Genomic DNA, 23,844 nt, shown 5'->3' with positions numbered 1-23,844 from the left:
TAAAGAGTTGGTTAAGTATTATTCTGACCTCAGACTTTTTACGGGATTTACGATAGCGGCCTTAATACTTTGGTAGCTTACGGTTAAGAGTGCAACACCAACGGCCATTAAAGCCGAGAGGGCAAAGATCCACCAAGGGATATTGATGTGGTATGAGAAATCCTGTAGCCAGCGGTCCATGGCATACCAACCCAAGGGAAGGGCAATGACGACGGAAAGCCCAACAAGTTTTAGGAAATCCATGGAAAGACGATATACAATTTGACCGACCCCGGCGCCCAAAACTTTGCGCACCCCTATTTCCTTCACTCGTTTTTGTGCATTGAAGGCTGCCAACCCAAGCAGACCCAAACAGGCAATCATGATGGAAAGCACGGTAAAGATCATGAAGATTTGGCCCAAACGCTGTTCTGCTTCGTAACTAGTGTTGAAGGAATCGTCCATGAAGTAATGTTCAAAGGGCTGTGATGGGGCAAGGTCCCTCCAAATGGTTTCGATTTCCGAGAGGGTTCGGGAAACATCGCCCCCGTGGAGTTTTATGGCCATGTTACTAGAATAGTCCGTACCGTAAAATAACCCAAGAGCGGACACTTCATCCCGAAGGGATTCAAAATGAAAATCCTTTACCACCCCTATAACGGTTATGATGGATCCATCATCAAAATCATTGACGAATTGGGAACCTATCACCTCTTCAGGAGTTTTGCCCAAAATGGAAACGGCCTTTTCGTTCAAGATTATGGCAGAGGAATCACTGGCAAAGTGGTCCGTATCGAAATTTCTTCCTGCCACCATGGAAAGACCTATGGTAGAGAGATAATCTTCATCCACTTGCCATTGTTGCATGTTCAGCGCTTTCTCCATGCTCTGGTCCTCAGCACGCATAAAGGTACCACTGCTTCTGGCGGAAGGCGTTGGGAGATAACTGCTCAACGTTGCCGTATTCACTTGGCTCAAACGTAAAACCCCATCTTTAAATGCGGTCTTTTTACCCTCCAATGCATTGACCCCCTGAATTACCAAAACCTCATCTTTGGCATACCCAAGGTCCTTTCCTTGTATATAGCTTAATTGTTGGAAAACGGTCAGTGTTCCCATGATCAAAAAGACGGATATGGAAAACTGAAGTATGACAAGGGCGTTGCGGACACGTCCTCCACCTATAGCATTGTCACCTTGTCCTTTGAGCACTTTGGCGGCCACAAAACGGGACATAAAAAGTGCGGGATAACTTCCTGAAAGAACCCCAAGGGCCAAAGTGGCCAGAAGAAGGACCAACCAAAAGAATGGACTGGCAAAAGGTATGGATAGGTCCTTGCCGCTAAGGTCGTTATAAAAAGGCATGACTGCCGCCGCAATAATAACGGCAAATACCAAAGAGCCCATGGCTATCAATCCGGATTCCGTTAAAAACTGTCCGATCAAACTGCTTCGCTGGGACCCCAGAGTTTTTCGAATACCTACTTCCTTGGCCCTTTTTAGGGAGTGTGCCGTGGAAAGGTTCATAAAGTTGACGCTGGCCAACACCAACAAGATCAACGCGATGGCCCCAAGGATATACACGTTTTTAATATCACTTACGGCACTGAACTCAGGACTTCTCTTGGAATATAAATGAATGTCGGTCAACGGAATGGTTGAATAGTACATATAGTTCCCCGAATCGATGAACTGTTGTTCCGTAATGCCTGGGAAGAATTTTTGCGCATAGGGAATCAGGTATTTGCCCACCATGTTTTGCAGCCCATCCTGAATATTTTCTACTTTGGTGCCGGGCAATAGCTTGATCAAGGTGTAATAATTATGGTTCCCCCACTCAGCCAATTGGGAATCCTCATAGCCCGACATGGACAGGAACAGCCCCCGATCCTTTAAAAATGAATTTTTGGGAAGATCTTCTATGACACCTGTCACGGTGTACACCTCTTGGTCATTTAAGACCACTGTTTTTCCTATGGCCTGATCAATGGGGAAGTGTTTTTCCGCGGCCGTTTTGGTCATGACCAAGGTGTTGGGTTCCGTTAGGGCAGTTCTGGCATCCCCATAAAGTAAATGAATACCCAGCATCTTGAAAACTGTGGAATCGGCATAGGTGACAGAGGCTTCCCTAACATTGCTTCGGGCATCTTGGGGCCTAATGAAGACACTGCCGATTCCCCGGAACCTTGTAACAAGTTCCACATCCGGGATATCGTTCAATATGGCTTGGGCCATGGGAGCGGAAACTTCGGCGAGCCTTTCTTCCTTGCCCCCAAATTTCATGTCTGCATTGAGCCTGTAGATACGGTCTGCGTCGGCAAACATGGTGTCGTGGCTGAGTTCGTCATAAATGTAAAGTCCCAGCAAAAGCCCACCAGCCATTCCTATAGCTAATCCAAATGTATTCAGGAAGGTGAAGAACGGCTGTTTTTTTAGGCTTCTCCAAGCGATTTTTAGGTTGTTTTTGAACATGATCTTTTTAGTTTGTCGTTTTTTGATGTGTTATTCTATGCGCAAGCTTTTCACGGGGTTGGCAATGGCCGCTTTAATAGCTTGGTAACTGATGGTGAGCAAGGTTATGGCCATGATGATGACCACTGCCAACACAAATATCCACCAGTTTAAGGGCGTTCTATACTCGAAATTTTCGAGCCATTGGTTCATAAAGTACCAGGCAATTGGCGTGGCGATGGCACCTGCGATGAGGATAAGTTTGAGGAAATCCTGCATGACCAATCCCACAAGACTGGAGAGGCCTGCGCCCAACACTTTTCTAATTCCGATTTCCTTTGTTTTTTGCACCACAAAGAAGAGGATGAGTCCATAGATGCCCAGACATCCGATGAAAATGGCCAGTCCTGAAAAAATCCCGATGAGCGAAAGGAACCGTTGTTCTGTTTGATAGAGTTCCGCCACACGGTCGTCCAAAAAATCGTATTCGAAAACGTAATCCGGAAAGGCAGCAGACCATTCATTTTCAATATGTTGTAAAGCATTTTTTGCAGAAGCCATATTGATTTTTATAGCTAACTCTGTATAAAGTCGTGGCTCTGGGGCTATGAAAACGGGATTGATCTTTTCATGGAAATCTCCATCGTGAAAATCTGCTACCACTCCAACAATAGTACCCTTGGCAAGACCATCATTGATGTTAATTTGGCTGCCTAAGATTTCTTGTGGATCAGAAACCCCAACCTTTTGAACAAAGTCTTCATTAACCAAGATTTCATCTACAGAATCCTTGACATAAAAGTTTCGCCCTGCCACAAGGTCTATGTCAAATGCCTTTAAATAATCAATGTCGCCAGCTTTTACCTGCATGCTGAATTCCTCTGATTCAGGTCGGTTGTTGAATTTTACACTGGTTCCCCAGGAATTATTTCCGGCACCTGGTGAAGCAAAACAGGCCGTGAGGTTCTCCACGCCAGAATTTTGTAAAATCCGCTCTTTAAGACCGAGCAACTGTGTAGTTTCAATTTCTTCAGGAATTTCAACCATTACAATACCATCCTTGGCAAACCCTAGGTCTGATTTGATGGCATACTTTAATTGTTTGCCCACCACGATGGAACCGATAATGAGCACAATGGAGATTACAAACTGGGTGACCACAAGTGTCTTGCGGGTTAAATAACCACCTGTATCATTATGGGAAAGTTTTCTTTTCAGCGCAAGTACAGGTGCAATCCTCGCCAATAGTACGCCGGGGTAGCTCCCGGCCAGCAAGGTGACCAACCCCAATAACAGCACTATAAAACCTAAAAACTTCATATTCAACAATTCCTTAAAGGATAGTTCCAACCCAAAAACGGTGTTGAAAGAGGGTAGCGCAAGCAAGCAAAGTGAAACGCCTAAACTCAGGGCCAATACACTGACAATGAGGGTTTCTGCCATAAATTGCCAAAACAGCTCCCGCTTATAGCTACCCAATACTTTGCGTACGCCAACCTCTTTTGATCGGTTAACGGACTGTGCCGTGGAGATGTTGATGAAATTGATGCTGGCCACCACTAAGATGAAAAGGCCTATCAAGGAAAATATCCATAGTGATTTCGCATTGATGCCACCACTGTATCGGTCGTCAAAATGGATGTCTTTTAGGGCCTGAAGTTTGTAGTGGTGCACATTTTTGGAATCGGGCCTGAACTTTTTCACATACCCTTGTAATTGGTCCTCGATTTGGGCAATATTCTGGTTTGGCCGCATGAGAGCGTAACAGTGAAGGGAAGAATTGATGCCCCCCCAGCTTTCGGAGGACATAAACTCATCATAACTCTTTAAGGTATCGAAAGAGAGGAAAACCTGTGCCTGCGTCAGTGTTGTTTTAGGAAGATCCTTTAGCACACCGGTCACCTTTATAGTCTGGTTATTTTCCAGCACAAAGGTCTTGTTGATGGGGTCTTCATCCCCGAACATCTTTTGGGCCATTTGCTCTGTGATCAATGCCGTATTGGGCTCTGATATGGGTGCTGTATTGGAACCATCCACCAAAGGGTAGTTGAAGATTTTGAAAAACCCGGCCTCTGTGAAGGCAACATTGGCTTTCAACTGCTTTTTAGTGGCATTCTTCTCAATGGTAATGAGCCAATTATCACGATCTGCACTTTTGGCCACGATTTCGGCATAGTCATAATCCTGTTTAAAAGCATTGGCAAAACCCGGTGGCACGGCGGCCTCGTAATCGATAAGGTCACGGTGTTCCTCCGTGTTGAACCGATAGATGCGGTCGGCATTTTGATGGAAATCATCGAACTGCAAATGATATTGAACGAAAAGGAATATCAGAATACTGCAACCAAACCCCATGGAAAGGCCTAGAATGTTGATAAATGAGAACCCCTTTCTTTTTACAAGGTTTCGCCAAGCTATTTTTAGGTTGTTCTTAAACATGATGGTTCGTTTTTTTGGTTTCTATTCGGTTCTTAAACTCTTTACTGGATTGGCTGTTGCCGTTTTAATGGATTGAAAACTTATGGTGAACAAAGCAATAAGCAGGGTGCCTATAGCGGCTATGACGAACATCCACCAACTTATGGATATCCGATATGCAAAGTTTTGTAGCCATTGGTTCATGAACCAATATGCCGCGGGGGTAGCAATTATAATAGCGACTATCACAAGCTTCAGAAAATCTATGGATAAAAGTGCGGTCACACTCTTTACGGAAGCCCCCAAAACCTTACGGATTCCGATTTCCTTTCTTCGCTGTATGGCAACAAAAGTGGCTAGGCCGAAAAGGCCCATTACCGCAATCAATATGGCAAGACCCGTGAAGGCACTGAAAATCATTGCCAGACGATCCTCTGCCTTGTACTGTGCGTCAAAAGTCTCATTTAAGAAATGGTATTCAAAAGGTTTTTCGGCATCGTATTTTTCATAAACTGCCTTCATTTGCTGTAAGATAGAGGGGATGTTGGATTTAGGTGCGATTTTGGCATAGACGACCCCACCATACTCTGCCCATGGAGAAGATTCATTATCGCCCTTGCTTACCAATAAGCACAGTGCATTAATTTTATGATGGAGAGAGGTATAGACAAAATCTTTTAAAACCCCATTAATCTCATATTGTCCGTTTATTTTTTGGTTGATCGGATTTCCCTCAAGATTTAATTTTTCAATGGCCATTTTATTAATGATGGCAACAGTTTTTCGGCCATTTAATAAAAGAGAATCGATAGGGGGAGTTTCCCATTTCAGATTCAACATCGAAATAAAATTTTCATCAACAGTGAGTGTTGGCAAAAAGATCATTTCATCATCAGTGTTACTTTTGACTCCCATCATATTATGTCCCTTGTACAATGGAAGAATTGCGATACTGGATTGCAAGACTTCGGGAATAGTTTGTATTTCCTGTTTAAAAGGTTCAACATGCTTTCCAGCAGCAGCGGAAAAAGGCAACATCACAATGTTTTCCCTGTCAACACCAGTGTCTACATGCCTGAAGAAATACATTTGCCGATCGATTACGATGGCACAAATGATCAGTATAATAGAAATGCCAAATTGAAAAACGGTAAAGAACTTCCTAATGCTCGCACCGCTGTTCTGCGCATTTAATTTTCCGTGTAAAACAACCATTGGTCTATAAGCGGACAATAGTATTGCGGGATAGATGGCCGCAAGCAAAATGGTCAAGATGAGCAATACCACAAGGGACACAAGCATCTGTGGGGCATATAAAAACGAATTGTCCATTTGAATGTCCAAAAGGCCAAAAAAGAATGGTTGTGCCGTTAAACAGAGAAAATATCCCAACACAAATGAAATGACCGTATACAATGCCGATTCAAAAAAGAATTGTAGAGCAATGGCCTTTCTGTGGGCACCCAACACTTTTCTGACACCAACCTCTTTGGATCGAGTTGTGGATCGTGCCGTGGAGAGACTCGCGTAATTTACAAGGGCAAGAAGTAAAATTAGGATGGCCACCAACGGAAATATTTTTATATACCTACTATTGGCAAAGTCTCTCCCAAAATGTAAACTTGTAAGTGGTCTGAGAAGATATTTTTTGTTTACATCACTAGGTGCATCTTCTTTTTGACCACTGATATTGAGCAGCGCCCCCTCCACAAGGGCAGGGTCTGCTGATTTGTCCAAAGAGAAATAAGTGGTGAAATCGGAATAATCGTTATTTAAGGATTCTTTGTACTCCTCCATAGATGCCATGCTGGAAATGGATGCCACAAAATCAAAATCAATGCTAGAATTGGAGGGAGCATTTTGTGCAATCCCGGTTACCGTAAAAAGATATTGGTCGTTATATAAAAATGTCTTTCCAATTGGATTTTGCCTGCCAAAGTATCTTTCTGCAATATTTTGTGAAATAACGGCGGAAAAAGGAGCTTTTAATACGTTGCTCTTGTTGCCCTGAACCAATGGAAAAGTAAAAAATTCAAAAAAATTGGGGTCGGCAAACAAGAAATTATCCTCGGAATATTTTAATTCAGGAGATTTAGGATTCTGGATGGTAACATTCTCAAAATTCTTTTTATACCGAAGGTAATCTTCTATAGAAGGAATTTCCTGTTTGCTTTCCGAACCTTTAGAATAGGCCATACGGGACATGTAAATGGGATCCTTACCAAATGTTATTTCAGTTTCGCCCAGATAAATATTATCTGCATTTTCATGAAACTTGTCATAACTATATTCATGACCTATGTATAAAACTATCAGCATGCATGCAGCAAGTCCCAACGATAGACCAACAATGTTTATGGATGAATACACCTTGTTCCTCACCAAATTCCTCCATGCTATTTTCAGATAGTTCTTTATCATGACCAGTATTTATTCGGTTCTTAAACTTTTAGTTGGATTGGACCGTGCGGCCTTGATGGCCTGGAAGCTTACCGTGATAACCGTGACCAACATGGCCCCGAGCATGGCAAGGCCGAAAATCCACCATTTAAGTATCACACGATACGGATATTCCTGTAGCCAACCGTTCATCACGTAATAAGCGATGGGTACAGCTATAAAACAGGAGATGACCACCAATTTCAAGAAATCCTTGGAGAGCATGTTCCAAACATTGAAAACCGATGCCCCCAACACTTTCCTGACCCCAATTTCCTTGGTGCGCTGCTCGGCCACAAAAGAGGTTAGGCCAAAAAGCCCCAAACAACTGATCAAAATGGCCAAGGCCGTAAAGATTCCGGACAATGTGCCGATGCGTACTTCAGAGGCGAATTTTTCGGCATATTCCTCGTCCACAAAATCATATTGGAAAGGAATATTGGGGAAATGTTCCTTGAACACCCGCTCAATAATGGCCAAGTTTTGACTGGCACTTTGCTTGGGGTTCAACCTCAAATTGTAATAAGAGCCATTGCCATATTTATCGAACACATACATGCCCTGTTTTACGGGCTCATAAGGAGATTGGGCAATCATATCCTGTACCACACCGATGATTTTCAGGGGCGGATTGGGGTCTTCCTCGTCATCATCTTTGATGAATTGGCCTATCGGGTTTTTAAGCCCCATATATTTAACAGCGGTCTCGTTGATGAGCACTGCATTGGAATCGGATGGGAATTCCCGTGAAAAGTCCCTTCCCTCCACAATCTTCAAATTGAGGCTCTTGGCATATTCTGGGGAAACCTCGGTCCATGCGAGATCTTCCTGAAAACCTTCTGGCTTGCCCTCCCAATTAAAACCACTTCGATTGGACCAAATATTGGTGGTAGGGGCACTGGAGGTGGACATTTCCATGACGGCGCCCGACTTGATGAACTCATCGCGCATCAATTCGAATTTGCCTGTAAAATCCTGGCTCATGGTCGGTATTTGTACCAATCCTTCCTTGTCATAACCAATGGGCCTGTTCTTGGCATAGTTGATCTGTTGCATTACGATTACGGTGCCAATGATGAAGGCCACGGACACAGTGAACTGAACCACTACCAAGACCTTTCTTGGCAATCCGGAGTGTTTGCCCGCCTTGAAGGTTCCCTTCAAAACATCTACAGGTCTGAAAGAGGACAGATATAGAGCGGGGTAGCTTCCGGCCAAGAGTGCAGTGAACAGAATGAAAGCCAAAGAGGCCCCCCAAAATCCTGCTGAACTCCAAGGGAACGACATTTCTTTCTTGGCAAGCTCATTGAAACCGTTCAGGGAAAGTACAACGATCAACACGGCAATCACAAAAGCAAAAAGGACCACCAAAAAGGATTCTCCCAAGAATTGGTTGATCAATTGGTTGCGCTGAGATCCTATGGATTTTCTAATGCCTACTTCCTTGGCCCTTTTTTCGGACCGGGCGGTGCTCAGGTTCATGAAGTTGATACATGCCAAAAGGAGCACAAAGGCCCCGATAATGGCAAACAGCCAAACATATTTGATTCTTCCGCCTACTTGTTTTCCATTTTCAAAATTGCCACGTAGATGCCAATCCTTCATGGGAAAAAGAAACAATTGAGGGTTGAATTCCTCCGTGTTCTTGTTCAGGGTTTTCTTAACATCCTTGATGGTTGAGGTCACCCTTTCCATGGTGGTATTGTCCGCAATCTGCACAAACATTTGGAAGGAGTTGTTTCCCCATTGGTCTTCTGCGTTTTTTATCCATTCGTTCACGGAAACATATTTGTCCCATGGCATGATGAACTCCGTATCGTTGAAGGAGGCATTAAAGGGAATGTCCTCATACACGGCCGTTACCATCATGTCGTATTGGCTGTTGACCTCAATGGTCTTTCCAATAGGGTCCTCATCACCAAAAAGGGCCTTGGCAGTGGATTCGTTCAACATGATGGAATTGATTTCCCTAACCCCGTCTTTTTCCCCTTTCAGGATTTTAAGATCCAACATTTCGGGAGCCTCGCGCTGCATAAAATTGCCATCACGTGAGATGCTGGTTTCTCCATATTTTAAATATTGGGAGTTGTTCCAAGAGGACATCACCAAGTGCTTGAAGTTATCCATGTAACCATCCCTGAAGGCCTTTTCCAAAGGTCTAGGAATAGCCGGGCCCGTACCTGTCTGGCCATTGAAGGTCTGCGACTGGTAAATCTGGGCAATCTGGTTTTTGTTGGTGAAATAGTCGTTATGGCTCAGTTCATCCTTCACCCATAGTCCAATGATCAGGGTAACGGCCATGCCCAACGCAAGCCCACCTACATTGATGATGGTATAACCCTTATGTTTGGTAAGGTTCCTCCAGGCAATTTTTAAATAATTCTTTAACATGATGGTTCGTTTTTGATTGATGATTTATTCTGACCTCAGGCTTTTGGCCGGATTCACCAGGCCCGCCCGTATGGATTGATAACTGACCGTGAGCAATGCAATGCCCAGGGAAATGGCCCCGGCCAAGGCAAATACCCACCATTGAATGTCTATTCTATATGCAAAGTCTTCCAACCACCTACTCATCAAATACCATCCAATAGGAGTGGCAATGATTATGGCTATGAAGATCAATTTCATGAAATCCATGGTCAGCAGTTGGTAAATGCTTTTGAACGGAGCTCCCAAGACCAACCGGATACTGATTTCCTTTTTTCGCTGTTCCACCAAAAAGGCGGATAGGGCAAAAAGACCTAAACAGGCAACGAGAATGGCAAACAACGCGAAACTGTTGAATATTTTTCCCATGCGCTGCACGTCGTCGTGCATGTGTGCAAATTCTTGGTCCAGAAAGGTGTACTCAAAAGCCTGTTGAGGCACATATTCTTGCCAAATGGATGCTACATCGCTGATGGCCTGAGCGGTTTCTCCCTTGTTCAATTTTACGGACATGATACTTGGGCTATTGCCGATCACAAGGGATAGTGAGACTATATCTTCCTTCAGGTTTTTAAAATGAAAATCTTCCACCACCCCGATAATGGTCCAGTCCTGTCCGTTGTTGATGCGTTTTCCGATTGGATCTTGAAAACCAAGTTCCTTGGCCATGGTAGTATTGATCACAATAGCCGTGGAATCGCTAGCAAAATCTTTCGAAAACGCTCTTCCTTTTTGGATATGAAGGCCAAGCGTGTTCACGTAATCATAATCTACACGCCAAATTTGTGCGGGCACTGAAATTTCTTGGTTGCCTTCATTGATTCTTCCGAAAGTGTTTCCATTTCGTTTGGATCCTTCCACAGGGAGATAATCACTTATGGTCACGGATTTTACATCAGACAACCCCAATAATCTTTCCTTAAAGGATTCCGTGTTGTCTTTTAACAAGTTGGTACCTTTGATCACCAGTACCTGTTCCTTATTGAACCCCAGTTTTTTATCCATGATGTAGTTCATCTGTTTATAGATGATAAGGGTCCCAATGATCAATACCACCGATGTGGTAAATTGAAATACCACCAATCCACTTCTCAACTTACCACTTTTACTGCCTGTACTCAACGAACCCTTTAGCACGTTCACGGGTTTGAATGCGGATAGGTAGAAGGCGGGATATAGGCCTGCCAAAATTCCGACCAGCAAAGCGGCCATGATGATCACGGGTAAGAACCACCAATCTGACCAGGGCATTACAATGTGTTTGGCAGCTATGGAATTAAAGGTGGGGAGTAAAACCCAGGCCAGCAACAGACCGATGACAAAGGATAAAAAGCTATAGATCACCGATTCGGTCAAAAACTGGCTTACCAAATTGCCACGGAAGGCCCCGACGGTTTTTTTGAGTCCCACTTCCTTGGCGCGATTGGCTGATTTGGCGGTGGACAGATTGATGAAGTTGATGACAGCCAACAGCAGCACAAAAATGGCAATGGCGGCAAAGAGCCAAACAAAACGGATATCGCCATGCCTAAGCCCATCGCCCATTTTTATGTCCGATTTCAGGTGTATATCCGTAACAGGCTGCAGCTTGTATTCCAACGTTTTCAAGACCTCCATGAAGTCCGTGCTCCTCATCCTTTCCTTGTATGCCGGGATAACATAGTTATCTAAGATGGATACCATTTTCTTCTCTAAAGCGGGAATGTCGGCATTGTCATCAACAAGCAGATAAGTAAAATAATTGGTATTTGACCAACTCATGTTGGTATCCTCAATGGCCAATAGAAAATTGAAATCGAGATGGGTTTTTTCAGAAGGGTTCTCTTTGATGACACCGGTGACGGTATAGGGCCTGTTGGAATTGTCATCAAGAAAAATGGTCTTGCCCACGGCATTGCCTTCTGGAAAATATTTGGCTGCCTTGGAAGCGGTCAGTACCACACTTTGTGGACTGGTAAGTACTTGCTTGGGATCGCCCTCCGACAATTCAAACTCCAAAATATCAAAAGCTCCTTGATTGGCGAAGATAAAACCGTCCTCAAAGTTGTTTTGCATGGTACCCACAGGGCGAAAAGGTCTTCTACCAGCGCCAAAAAGCTCGCTTGTGTTTATTTTGCCAGCCTCCAAAATTTCAGGGAAGGTAGATTGCAGGGTTTCGGCAAAGGGGAGTTGAAAATGAACGCTCTTCAATTGTTCCCCGTCCATTACTCCTTGCATGACCACACGGTAAATGTGATCCTTGTTCTTGTAATGAACATCATAGCTCAATTCATTTTTGATGAAAAGGGCTATTAAAAGACAAGCAGCTATTCCAACGGCAAAACCACCAATTTTAATGGTGGTAAAGAGCTTGTCCTTTTTGATGTTTCGCCAGGCAATCCGTAAATGGTTTTTAAACATGATGTTTTTCTTTGATTGATGATGACAGTGTTATTTCATTCCGTGCGTAAACTTTTAATAGGGTTGGCACTAGCCGCTTTAATGGCTTGAAAACTTACGGTTGCCAGTGCAATGAGAATGGTCAATATGCCGGCAATCACGAATACGGCCCATCCAATGTTTGTTCTATAGGCAAACTGTTGGAGCCAGCCACTCATAAGATACCATGCAATGGGAGATGCGATCAATATGGCAATTAAGACAAGTTTTAGAAAATCCAGAAAAAGTAATTGCAGTATTGCATAGGTGGAGGAACCCAAAACCTTTCGCACACCAATCTCTTTGATCCGCATTTCATTGTTGAAAGCTGCCAATCCGAACAAGCCAAGGCACGAAATGAAAACGGCAAGAATGGCAAAGTACTTGGAAAGCGATAAGATTCGTTGTTCTGAGGAATATTGAGCATTGAGCATTTGATCCTGAAAGGTGAAGTTAAAATTGTAACCAGGATTGTAATCTGTATACAATCGTTTTAGGTTTTCAATGGTCTTCATTTCCGATCCAGAATGGATCCGCACCATTGCCAAGGCCAGATTGTTAGGGGAATATTTAAAAACCACAGGTGAAATGGGTTGCATGACCGAGGCAGTATGAAAATCCTTCATGACCCCAAGAATGGTCTTGTCCTCTCCCCAAAGGTTTATCTTTTTTCCAACAGGATTCTCCAACCCCATTATCCGTATGGCCTCCTCATTAAACAATACATAAGACTCAGGAGAACCAAGTTTTTCGTTAAAAGATTCCCCCTCCACCATTTCTATGTTAAGGGTCTGTGTCAGGTTTTCATCCACATTACGAACAATAAAATCTACCTCAAGATCCGCTGGCTTACCGGCCCAGTCAATGCCGTAGGTGGAAGACCCGCCGTCTTCCCGGACAATACTTTGGCTAAGTCCACCAACACGTTCCACACCTTCAATTTTTTCAATCTCATCAAAGAAAAATGGGATGTTGTCATAGGCCTTGCCCTCAAGGTCTATTTGGACTATGTTATCTTTTTGGTAGCCAATGGGTTTTGTGAGCGCAAAGTTGAGTTGGTTGTTTATGATCAATACCGATATGATTAGGACGAGGGATGCCATAAACTGAAAGACCACCAGGCCTTTTCGTGTAAAAAGTTCCCCACCATGGCTCTTAAAGGTGCCTTTTAATGTTGCCAAGGGACTGAATCCGGACAAATAAAAGGCAGGATAACTTCCGGAGATCAATCCGGTGAGCAATGTGGCCAAGATCAATACAGGGGCATTTTGGAAAATAAGGTCAAGATCGAGTTCCTTGCCCGAAACATAATTGAACACAGGAATCAACAAAAAGACCAATAACAGGGCCAATATCAAGGAAAGGCATGTTAGGAAAACCGACTCGGTCAAAAATTGGACCACCAATGTTTTTTTGGTACTCCCTACCGTTTTCTTGATGCCGATTTCCTTAAACCTTCTGCTAACGCGGGCCGTGGAAAGGTTCATGAAATTGATACAGGCAATGAGCAGGACCAAAATGGCAATGAAAGAAAAGAGCCTAACGTAGGTAATTCTTCCACCGCTTTGAATACCATCCACATAATTGCCCTTCAGGTAAGCATCTGAATATTTTCTTGTGAAAAGACTGAACATGTTGCCGTCAAGATACTTGTCTACGAACCGGTCTATTTTTTTATTAAAGGCCGCCTGGTCCGTGTTGGGTTTGAGGACAAGGTATGTTTGTGGGCCGGTATTGTACCATTCTTTTCCGTTTGTCCAAATGTCTTCAAGCAATTTCTTTTTGGTCCCTACGAAACTGAACTTCATGGTTGAGTTTGAAGGAACATCTTCAAAAACACCTGTAATCTTTCCGGTCTGTTCTTTGCCAAAGAAGCTATATTTTATTTGGTGGTTTAGGGCTTTGTCAACAGAACCGAACAGTTTTAAGGCAAAGTTTTCGGAGATAACAATGGCATCCTTATCTTGAAGCACCTGATCTATGGAGCCTCGTATCAGGGGAAAGGAAAACACATTGAAAAAGTTTTTACTGGCAAAGAGCCCTTCTGTTTTAAAAGTATTCTCCTCATTGGAGAAAGTGATTGCCATTCCCTCTCTCTCAAGGTTCATAACACTAACCGCGTCTTCAACCTCGGGCAGATCTTTTTCCAAAGCTTCGGAAAGGGGCCCCTGTGTGCCTTCATGAATTTTGATCACTCCATTTTCCTCGCTCCTCATCAGGATCTGATAAAGGTGAGGGTCATTTTCATGAAACGTATCGACCATCATTTCATCAGTAACCCAAAAAAATATGAGAAAAGCACTGGCCAGTCCTGTGGAAAGCCCTAATATGTTTATCAGTGAAAACAAAGGATTTCTCCTAAGGTTTCGCCAGGCTATTTTAAGATGTGTCTTGATCATGATGGTTTGTTTTTATGATGATGTTTTTTATGTCATTCGGCGCGTAAACTTTTAGTGGGATTGGTCAGGGCGGCCCTGATGGATTGGAAACTTACCGTTAATAGTGCAATGCCCAGTGCAACGGTGCCGGCAAGAGCAAAAACCCACCATTGCAAATCAATTCTATAGGCGAATCCCTGTAGCCAGTTTTCCATGGAAAGGTAGGCCACCGGAAAACCGATGAGCAAGGCGATAAGGACCAGCTTGGCAAAATCCATGGAAAGCATTTGGCTGATCTTGCCTACGGAAGCCCCCAATACTTTTCGAATGCCGATTTCCTTTCTGCGCTGTTCCGCTGTATAAGCTGCCAAACCAAAAAGGCCCAAAGCCGCCACAAAAATGGCCAATATGCAGAATACAATGCTGATCTGTCCCGCGCGCTTTTCACGAGCATACATTCGTGCAATATTTTGATCTAAGAAGGAATAGTTGAAATCTAGATTGGGAACAATTCTGGTGAACGTACTTTTAAGGTCGGCGACCGTATTGGCCAAATTCCCGGACTTGAAACGCACCAACATGAACGACTTTCCTTCACTGGTGCTATTATGGAACGCATAGGCTCCAATGGGTTGGTGCAACGATTCGTAGTTGAAATCATCCACCACCCCAACAATGGTATTGGGAACCCCGATATACACTTCCTTGCCGATGGCCTCTTCTGGGGAAAAGCCAAGGTAATCAACGGCCTTTTTGTTCAATACGACTTCCACCAATGTATCCTTTTCACTTTTGAACTTGGGTAAGCTACTGCCCGCCAAAAGATGTAGCTTAAGGGCGTCCACGATACCGGCATCGGTCACATTGGTCTGAATGTTCAGACCTTGTTCTTCCGAGTCTTTTCTCCGAAGCGTCCGTCCACTTACATCCATCCCCGGATACCCTTGTGCCATGGATACGGCGGTTACTTCCGAGAGGTTTTTGAACTCCTGCTCCAAGGCATTACGATTTTCCTCACCACGCAATCCACCTATGGAAATGGCCATTACATTATCCGCAGCAAAACCAAGATTTTTGTTTTGGATGTATTGGGTTTGTTGGTAGATGACCATTACCCCAACAATCAATGCGGTAGAGGCGGCAAATTGCATTACTACTAAACCCTTACGGATGGCCACATTCCCTTTTCCCCTTTTTAAGGAAGGCGATAGGATTTCTTTCGGTAGAAATCCTGACAGGTACATGGAAGGGTACAATCCAGAGAACAAAGTCGTTACAAGCCACACGCCCAACGCGGCCATTACAAAGGTTGGGTTAAGCAACAGGTCCATGGTCAGTTGCTGATCGGTCAAACTGTTAAAGCTGGGCAGCAATAGCATCGTTAATACAACTCCCAAAACAATGGAAATGGCCGTGATCAATCCTGTTTCCACATAAAACCGACCCACCAAAGACTGCGAAGAGGCCCCCAAGGTCTTACTGATGCCCACTTCCTTGGAACGCTTTTGGGAACGTGCCGTGGTAAGGTTCATATAGTTGACACAGGCAATCAAAAGGATCAAAATGGCCAAATAGGTCAGGTTGCGGACTTCATTGATGTCTCCAATCCGTGATGCATAGGAATTTCCGTAAGAAGCGGAATACAGGTGTACCTTGCTCAATGGTTGTAAACCGAAGGAGTACCATTGGTTTTCTTTGGCGAGGTTTGCATCTAGCATTTGGTCTATCTGCGTTTGGGTGGCATCCACAGAAACATTGTCCTTCAACAAACAATAGGTTTCAAAACTGGCATTTGACCAAGAATCACTTTTGTAGAACCAATATCCATTGCTCGAGGCCATGATTTCTGCATCAAGCGTGCTGTTTTCAGGAAAATCCTTGTATACTCCGGTAACCTCAAGTTCACGATTGTTGTCTACCAGGATAGTTTGACCAATTGGATTTTCCTGGTTGAAATAGGTCTGGGCAGCCGTTTCGGAAAGAATGACCGTGCCCGGTCTGTCCAAAGCTGTGGTTGCATCCCCCTTTACCAGTTCAATATCGAAAATGGTCAACAACTCCTTGTCCACCCAATAAAAAAGGTCTTCGGTGAAGTTTTGGTTGTTTATACGTAAGGATGCGGGTCTGCCAAAATTATGTTTTAACAACCTTGCCGCACTTTCCACATTGGTCACTTCTTCCTTCATGGCCAAAGCGGTTACCGGGGGTACCGTGGCCCATGTTTCAAAACCAAAATCACCGTTGGTTTTTAAGAGAACCCGTTGGATTCGGTCTTTTTTGGGAAACATGGAGTCGAAACTCCTCTCATGGGAAATGAACAGAAAAAGGAGCATGACGATGGTCAGTCCCATGGAAAGCCCAATGATGTTGATCCCTGAAAACAATTTGTTCGATTTCAGGTTTCTCCAGGCGACTTTTAGGTTGTTCTTGAACATAATGATTTTTTTGATTGATAAATAAACCCCTACACCATGGCTCCCATGGGCTTGTTCTGGCTTTCGGTCACAATTTGACCATCGAACAAGTTGATGACCCTATGGGCATAGTGAGAATCACGGTCCGAGTGCGTTACCATTACAATGGTGGTGCCTTCTTGATTGAGCTCCGTAAGCAGGTTCATCACCTCGATACCGTTCTTGGAATCCAGGTTACCCGTAGGCTCATCCGCCAAGATTAGTTTGGGGTTGGTCACAACGGCACGGGCTATGGCCACCCTTTGTTGTTGACCTCCGGAAAGCTGTTGCGGAAAGTGTTTTTCCCTGTGGGCGATTTTCATGCGCTCCAACACCTTTTGCACTTTTTCCTTTCTTTCCGCCTTACTCATTTTAAGGTAGATCAAAGGAAGCTCCACATTTTCAAAAACGGTAAGCTCGTCAATAAGGTTAAAGCTCTGGAAAACGAACCCAAGGTTCCCCTTTCTTAACTGTGTACGTTGGCTTTCCTTTAGTCCGCCCACCTCATGTCCGGCAAAATTGTAACTGCCACTGGTAGGGTTGTCCAACATACCAATAATGTTCAACAAGGTTGATTTTCCACATCCGGATGGACCCATGATGGCCACAAACTCACCTTTTGCCACTTTTAGGTTTACGCCGTTAAGTGCTAAGGTTTCCACTTCTTCCGTTCGGAAGCTTTTCTTTAGATTTTGGATTTGTATCATTTCTTTGATGGTTGTTTTTTTGTAGTTTACTTAAAGACTTTGTTCAATTGATGGATGTTACACTTATCGGATTATTTTAAAACAATCCGTTCCGCATCACCAAAACTGTCATAATTACTGGTAATGACCTGATCTCCTGGCTCAAGTCCTTCAAGGACCTCATAATATCTTGAATTCTGTTTGCCCAACCTCACATTGCGTTTTACGGCCTCGTTGCCATTCGGCTCTACAACAAATACCCATTGCCCACCAGTACTTTGGAAGAATCCGCCTTTTGGCAATAGTAGGGCATCATTGGATTCGCCCAGCTGCAGTCTGATATTATAGCTTTGTCCGGCCCTAATGGTTTCCGGTTTTTCACCAGTGAACACAAGGTCCACCTTAAACCTGCCATTTCGTACTTCTGGATAAACCTTGCGTAAACGAAGTCCATACTCGTTACCATTGCGCTCCAAGGTTGCGGATAGGTCACGTTTTACCCTATCTATATAGTGTTCGTCAATGTCCGCTTCAATTTTAAAATCGGTCAATACGTTGATCTGCCCAATGCGTTGTCCTTGGGCAATATTCTGCCCGATTTCCGCATCCAAGAACCCCAACTGACCATCTGCGGGAGCGCGAACATTGAGGTGGTCCAAACGTTCATAAACCATGGAGAGCGTCTTGCGCATGCGCTCAAGATCGGTGTCCAGGCCTTTAAGGGAGGTTTCCCTCAACTGATCGTCCTGCTCGGTCTGTAATTTTACAATTTCGTATTGTTTTTTCGCCAGTTCGTAATCTTCCTTGGCTTTTAGATAGACTTCTTTGGAGATAAGTTCGCCATCGTACAACTCTTGGTTCTGCTCATAGCTTCGCTTTGAGCGTTGTAGGTCATATTGGGCCGTGGCCAAGGATTTTTTGCCTTCCACCTGTCTGGAATCAAAGGTGAGCTTGGTAGAGCGCAGATCGTTTTGCTTTAAGGCCAAGTTACTTTCACTGGCCAAGATTTGCTCGTACAGGTTCATGTTCTCCAGTTTCAGGATGATATCCCCTTTCTTCACCATGGAACCTTCTTCAATAAGCTTTTCGGCAACCCTGCCGCCTTCATACGCATCCATATAAATGGTGGCAATTGGGGCCACATTACCATTAATGGTAATATAATCGTCAAACTTGCCAGCAGTCACCGAAGCTATGGATAGTCGCTCCTTTTCGGTCCTAAAGGTGGACATGGAACTGGCGAATATCAATTTCCAGCCCACAAACAGTAACAATACACCAAGAGCGATGTAGCCATAGTGCTTGGGTTTAAGTCCTTTCTTTTTTTCTAATTGTATATCCATGGTTGTTTTTAGTTGATGTTAAATATGGGTAGTCCGCTATAAAAGCCGATGGTACTTTGGTTGACCTTTAGTTTTAGTCCTACCTGTAGGTTTTCGTTTTGGGCAACGCCGTAAAGGTTCTTGGCCTGAAATAGCTCCAACGCATTGATGAGTCCTTTTTCATATCTCTTTTGGGCAATTTCAAAAGCCAATTGTTGTGCTTTCACTTTTTGGTTGCTCTGTTCGTATTCGGCAATAAAGGATTGATTGTCCTGCACCAGTTGCTGTAATAATTTGAACAATTCCTGTTCTTGTATCTCCAGATTGTTCTTGGCCTGTAAATAGGCGATTTTTTGTTGTTTCACCCTGGAATGGGCAGACCAACCGTTGCTTATGGGAATGTTCAACTGCGCGGCAACATATTTGGAGGCGTTGTCATTGAACTGGGTTTTGAACGGGATGATTTTTCCAGTATCGTCATCAACTTGGGTTTCAAAATATCCAGTGGAATATCCTGCAGACAAGGATAGGGACGGCAATAGGTTTCCTCGGGTGGCCTGCAATTGTTTTTTAGCAGCTTTCACCCTAAATTCTTGGGACTTTACTAACGGCACAAACCCCCTTGCGGTTTCGTAGAGCGAATCCAGAGCAATACTTTCTTCCGTTGCCGAAGAGGCTTCTTCCAAGGTTTCCTGTAAAACAATATCGGTTTGTTCGTTGAGGTTCATTTCCTGGAGTAGGATTAACTTGGCATTCCCCAAAAGGTTTTTGTTCTGGGTAACCAAAAGTTTATCGCCCAATAGATTGGATTCGGCTTCATAAAGATCGGCGCCGGCCATCATGCCAAGCTCCACCTGTTTTTTTACCAAATCGTAATTGGATTGCGAAATTTTCTGTTGCTCCAAAGAATTGACGACCAAACCTTCGTAAAATTTGATGTCATAATAAGCGCTCATCACCCTAAATGCCAAAAGGAATTTTTGTTGGAGCACGTCCTCTTGTGTAGCTTTATAAATGAATTTGGATGCACGGATGCTGTTCAGTTTTTGAAACCCGTTGAAGATATCCAAACTCGCACCCAACGAGTAATTGTTGCTGAAGAATTCCGTGTTTACGTAGTCGTTGGTATTGGGGTCAGCGGTTCTACCATAGTTAATGGTATAAGCAGTAGACCCATTTACCGAAGGTAAAAGGTTCCTAATGGATTGTCGGTACGTTTCTTTACTGGAATCGTTGTTGTAGTTGGTGTTCTTCACCTGCAAGTTGTGTTCTATGGCATAGGCCACACACTCATCCAATGTCCAGGATTCCTGACTGAATCCCAACGCGGCGGTTAGGAAGAATAAACTTGAAATGTATGTTTTAAGGTTCATATGCAATTTGCTGTGCCAACCTATAGTCCAATCTTGTGCCAAAAACATAAACAACTAATAATCAATAATATATATAATATAAGATATAAACACACCGTACAGCTGTAAAAAATATTTACAGCACAATGTCAAATATTTGTACAGAATGAAACGGATAAAAGTTAAAAGCCCAAGTTTTTTCTGGTCTAAACAAAAAAAGATACGCGATAGGAATCAATTCCTTATCTGCGGTTTCCGGAGTCTTATTTTTGCAATGTTGGTTTGGTATTTTTCCAATTGACCCATGGTAAAAATTACCTTTTGTTCTTCCTCTTTTCTTTTTCCTGGACTTTTCTTTTCTGAAAAGAAAGATTCAAGGTTTTCTTCCATCAACTCCTTGGCATTGGCATCATATTTTTGGAAATCTCCCCAAGGCAGGCCTTCGTATCCTCATCCAAATCAAGGGATTCTAAAAGTTTCTTTGCCATTTTGGCAAGACCGGTCGGATTGCCTACATGACCCCCTATCCCCGGTATGGACAAAACCATTAAGGCCTAAAACCAATGTGAAAACCAAAATGAATTTCTCTTGACCCAAATTATTTAACATAGGGGCTACAATCTGATCAGGGGTTATGATTGTGTGATGGACCAAGGCCATCATTCCAAATCCGAGTGCTTTATTTTTGGGTGGGATACCACCTGTATTTTGGGATTTCAAAAAACACTATCTTGGTTTTTTGAATATATGGATTGATTTTTGTTGCCGATTTGGGGCAATTCAAAATGGGTGGAAATGGTCAACGGAAAAATCTTATTGGTCGATGACAACAAAAGTATCTTGAGTGCGCTCGAGATCTTGCTACAGTTCGAATACAAGGAGGTCACCTCCATTTCCAATCCGAACCAAATCTCGTCTTACCCCGACCTGCAAAGTTTTGACATTGTACTGCTGGATATGAACTTCTCTGCCGGAGTGAACACCGGAAACGAAGGATTGTTTTGGCTAAGGGAAATCCTGAAAAAGGCACCTCACACCTCGGTGATCATGATGACGGCCTATGGTGCGGTGGATTTGGCAGTAAGGGCACTTAAGGAAGGAGCCGCGGATTTCATCCTAAAACCTTGGAACAATGAACGATTGATGGCAACCGTCAGAACCGCTTATGAGCTTAGGAAGTCCAAAAAAGAAATACATAACCTTAAGCAAAAGGAGAGCAACCTGAAACAGGTTATAAATGCCGATAAGAATTTGATGGTTGGGCAGTCCAAAGCCCTCACCAATGTTCTGAACCTTGTGGCCAAGGTGGCCAAAACGGACGTAAACGTATTGATTACTGGGGAAAACGGCACAGGTAAAGAACTCATTGCCCGTGAACTGCACAGATTGTCTTCCCGAAAGGATGAGGTATTTATCAATGTGGACATGGGCTCCATCGCCGAAAATCTTTTTGAAAGTGAGCTTTTTGGGCACACCAAAGGATCTTTTACTGATGCCAAGGAAGATCGGGCAGGTAAGTTTGAAGCAGCCCATCAAGGCACCCTTTTCTTGGATGAAATAGGGAACTTGTCCCTACAAATGCAGGCCAAACTCCTGTCCAGTATCCAGAATAAATCAGTGGTACGGGTGGGTTCCAACAAACCGATCAATGTGGATATTCGGTTGATCTGTGCCACCAACTGCAATTTGGAAAAAATGGTGTCCGATGGACTTTTCAGGGAAGATTTACTTTATCGCATCAATACCATCCATATAGAAGTACCGCCTTTACGCGAACGGGATGATGATATTCTCATACTGGCTGATTTTTTTCTGAAGAAGTTTGCACAGAAATATGACAAACCGGGATTAAAGATCAACAATTTGGCCCAGGAAAAATTGATGGAATATCCATGGCCCGGAAACATTCGCGAACTGCAACACACAATGGAGCGCGCGGTGATCCTTTCCGACGGAAATGTATTGAAACCATCTGATTTTCTGTTGAATACCAAATCAAACTTATTGTTGGACCACCAACCATTGACACTGAATGAGATGGAACAACAGATGATTTTTAAGGCGTTGGAGCAGCACGATGGCAATTATAGCGCCGCCGCCGAGCAATTGGGTATTTCCAGGCAGACACTTTATAACAAGTTGAAGAAAAAAGGGGACTGATGGCCAGTAGAAACTTTTATATACAACTGATCATTAGGGTTTTAGTACTGACCTTGACCGCCATCTTATTGGCGTTCTCCTTATCGGAACGCTGGTATTTTTCCTTTGGAATATGTTTGATATTGCTGGTGATTCAAGTTTATTCCCTGATTTCTTTCATTAATAGTACCAACAGGAAGATTGCCTATTTTTTTGATGCCATTCGAAACGAAGACTTTACACTTCGGTTCCCGGAAAGGGTGACCATAAAATCCTTCAAGGAACTCAACCAAAGCCTGAACCGTGTAAATGGGCTTATACAAGAAGTGTATCTGCAGCTTCAAATCAGGGAGCAATATTATCAGGAAATCTTAAAGCAGGCGAGCATAGGTATCATGACCTATAACGAGAAAGGTCATATTATGTTCACCAATCCGACCTTGGAGAAATTGTTGGATTATACCCCTTTGAACCATATCAAACAGTTGATGCAGGTTGACGAGAACCTATACCATATCTTTAAATCCTTTCAACCCTTTGAACGGAAGCTTTTCCAACTGGCGAATGAACGGGAACAGACTCAGTTGGCCCTAAAATCAACGCCCCTTACCTTGGATGGAAAATCCTTGTTATTGGTAGTGGTGCAGGACATCCATAAAGAGTTGGACGAAAAAGAAACCGAATCATGGGTGCGCCTTATCAGGGTATTGACACACGAGATTATGAACACCATAACCCCGATTGCTTCCATTTCGGACTCCATCATCAAATATTATAGACACAATGGTAAGATCACGCCCTTGGAAGAATTGGGGGAAAGCCAGATCAAGAACACGTTAAAAGGTCTGGAAGTGATTAAGGAACAAGGGGGTAACCTCATGGATTTTGTGCAATCGTACCGAAGTCTATTGCACGTTCCCGAACCTAACAGGACCATTGTAAAAGGAAAAGATCTTTTGGAAAAGATAGATGTGCTCATGTCTGCAAGACTCCAAGATGGTGGGAGCGATTTTAAAGTGGCTTGTAATCCCGATGACCTTGAATTTTTTATTGATGAAAAACAAATTGTCCAAGTGCTTATCAATCTTGCCAAGAATGCACTTCAATCCGTTGGAGAAATTGAGAACGGAAAGGTTAAGATGGTTGCTGGAATGGACAGCAATGGCAAAAAGTATATTGATGTACTGGACAATGGCCCGGGAATTCCTCCAGAGGTGATGGATGAAATCTTTGTGCCTTTTTTTACCACCAAAAGTGAGGGAACGGGAATCGGGCTTAGTCTGTCCAAACGTGTGATGCAATTGCACGGAGGAGGCATACAAGTGCGATCTTTTCCTTATAAGGAAACCCATTTCCGACTTACCTTTGCCTAAAATTTA

The 23,844-nt window shown here is 43.5% G+C and carries 12 protein-coding genes; 2 read left to right on the top strand and 10 right to left on the bottom strand.

Annotated features, from left to right (window positions below):
• Positions 1–18 precede the first annotated feature (18 nt).
• The 10 genes from GTK07_RS01700 to GTK07_RS01655 all read right to left on the bottom strand — a co-directional run bounded on the left by GTK07_RS01700 (position 19) and on the right by GTK07_RS01655 (position 20,347).
• A complete protein-coding gene (locus tag GTK07_RS01700; protein WP_163632403.1) occupies positions 19–2,451 on the bottom strand; it encodes an ABC transporter permease in 2,433 nt (810 codons plus the stop codon).
• Positions 2,452–2,481: 30 nt separating this feature from the next.
• Positions 2,482–4,869 (bottom strand): ABC transporter permease, encoded by a 2,388-nt coding sequence (locus GTK07_RS01695; RefSeq protein ID WP_163632401.1) that lies wholly within the window; start codon positions 4,867–4,869, stop codon positions 2,482–2,484.
• A gap of 21 nt (positions 4,870–4,890) precedes the next feature.
• Entirely contained in the window at positions 4,891–7,269 is a 2,379-nt protein-coding gene (locus GTK07_RS01690; RefSeq protein ID WP_163632399.1) for an ABC transporter permease, read from the bottom strand.
• Positions 7,270–7,278: 9 nt separating this feature from the next.
• Positions 7,279–9,678 carry an ABC transporter permease gene (locus GTK07_RS01685; RefSeq protein WP_163632397.1) on the bottom strand — a complete coding sequence of 800 codons (2,400 nt, stop codon included), beginning with the start codon at positions 9,676–9,678 and terminating at the stop codon, positions 7,279–7,281.
• Between the two features lie 24 nt (positions 9,679–9,702).
• Positions 9,703–12,117 (bottom strand): ABC transporter permease, encoded by a 2,415-nt coding sequence (locus GTK07_RS01680; protein WP_163632394.1) that lies wholly within the window; start codon positions 12,115–12,117, stop codon positions 9,703–9,705.
• Between the two features lie 35 nt (positions 12,118–12,152).
• Entirely contained in the window at positions 12,153–14,534 is a 2,382-nt protein-coding gene (locus GTK07_RS01675) for an ABC transporter permease (protein ID WP_163632392.1), read from the bottom strand.
• 32 nt (positions 14,535–14,566) lie between these two features.
• A complete protein-coding gene (locus GTK07_RS01670) occupies positions 14,567–16,948 on the bottom strand; it encodes an ABC transporter permease (protein ID WP_163632390.1) in 2,382 nt (793 codons plus the stop codon).
• Positions 16,949–16,977: 29 nt separating this feature from the next.
• Positions 16,978–17,673 carry an ABC transporter ATP-binding protein gene (locus tag GTK07_RS01665; RefSeq protein WP_163632388.1) on the bottom strand — a complete coding sequence of 232 codons (696 nt, stop codon included), beginning with the start codon at positions 17,671–17,673 and terminating at the stop codon, positions 16,978–16,980.
• 71 nt (positions 17,674–17,744) lie between these two features.
• Complete coding sequence (locus tag GTK07_RS01660; RefSeq protein ID WP_163632386.1) at positions 17,745–18,995, bottom strand: efflux RND transporter periplasmic adaptor subunit; 1,251 nt, start codon at positions 18,993–18,995, stop codon at positions 17,745–17,747.
• An 8-nt stretch (positions 18,996–19,003) separates the two neighbouring features.
• Complete coding sequence (locus GTK07_RS01655) at positions 19,004–20,347, bottom strand: TolC family protein (protein WP_163632384.1); 1,344 nt, start codon at positions 20,345–20,347, stop codon at positions 19,004–19,006.
• Positions 20,348–21,121: 774 nt separating this feature from the next.
• On the opposite strand from GTK07_RS01655, the gene GTK07_RS01650 reads away from it, so the two are divergent.
• Positions 21,122–22,486 carry a sigma-54-dependent transcriptional regulator gene (locus tag GTK07_RS01650; RefSeq protein ID WP_163632382.1) on the top strand — a complete coding sequence of 455 codons (1,365 nt, stop codon included), beginning with the start codon at positions 21,122–21,124 and terminating at the stop codon, positions 22,484–22,486.
• Entirely contained in the window at positions 22,486–23,838 is a 1,353-nt protein-coding gene (locus tag GTK07_RS01645) for a sensor histidine kinase (RefSeq protein WP_163632379.1), read from the top strand. The genes GTK07_RS01650 and GTK07_RS01645 overlap by 1 nt, the downstream gene beginning before the upstream one ends.
• The last annotated feature ends 6 nt before the right edge of the window (positions 23,839–23,844 follow it).

The sequence above is a fragment of the Flagellimonas sediminis genome, assembly GCF_010500845.1.
In the GTDB taxonomy this organism is placed as follows: domain Bacteria; phylum Bacteroidota; class Bacteroidia; order Flavobacteriales; family Flavobacteriaceae; genus Flagellimonas; species Flagellimonas sediminis.
Note: the sequence above shows the minus strand (reverse complement) of the source record. Positions and strands in the feature narration are given on the sequence as shown.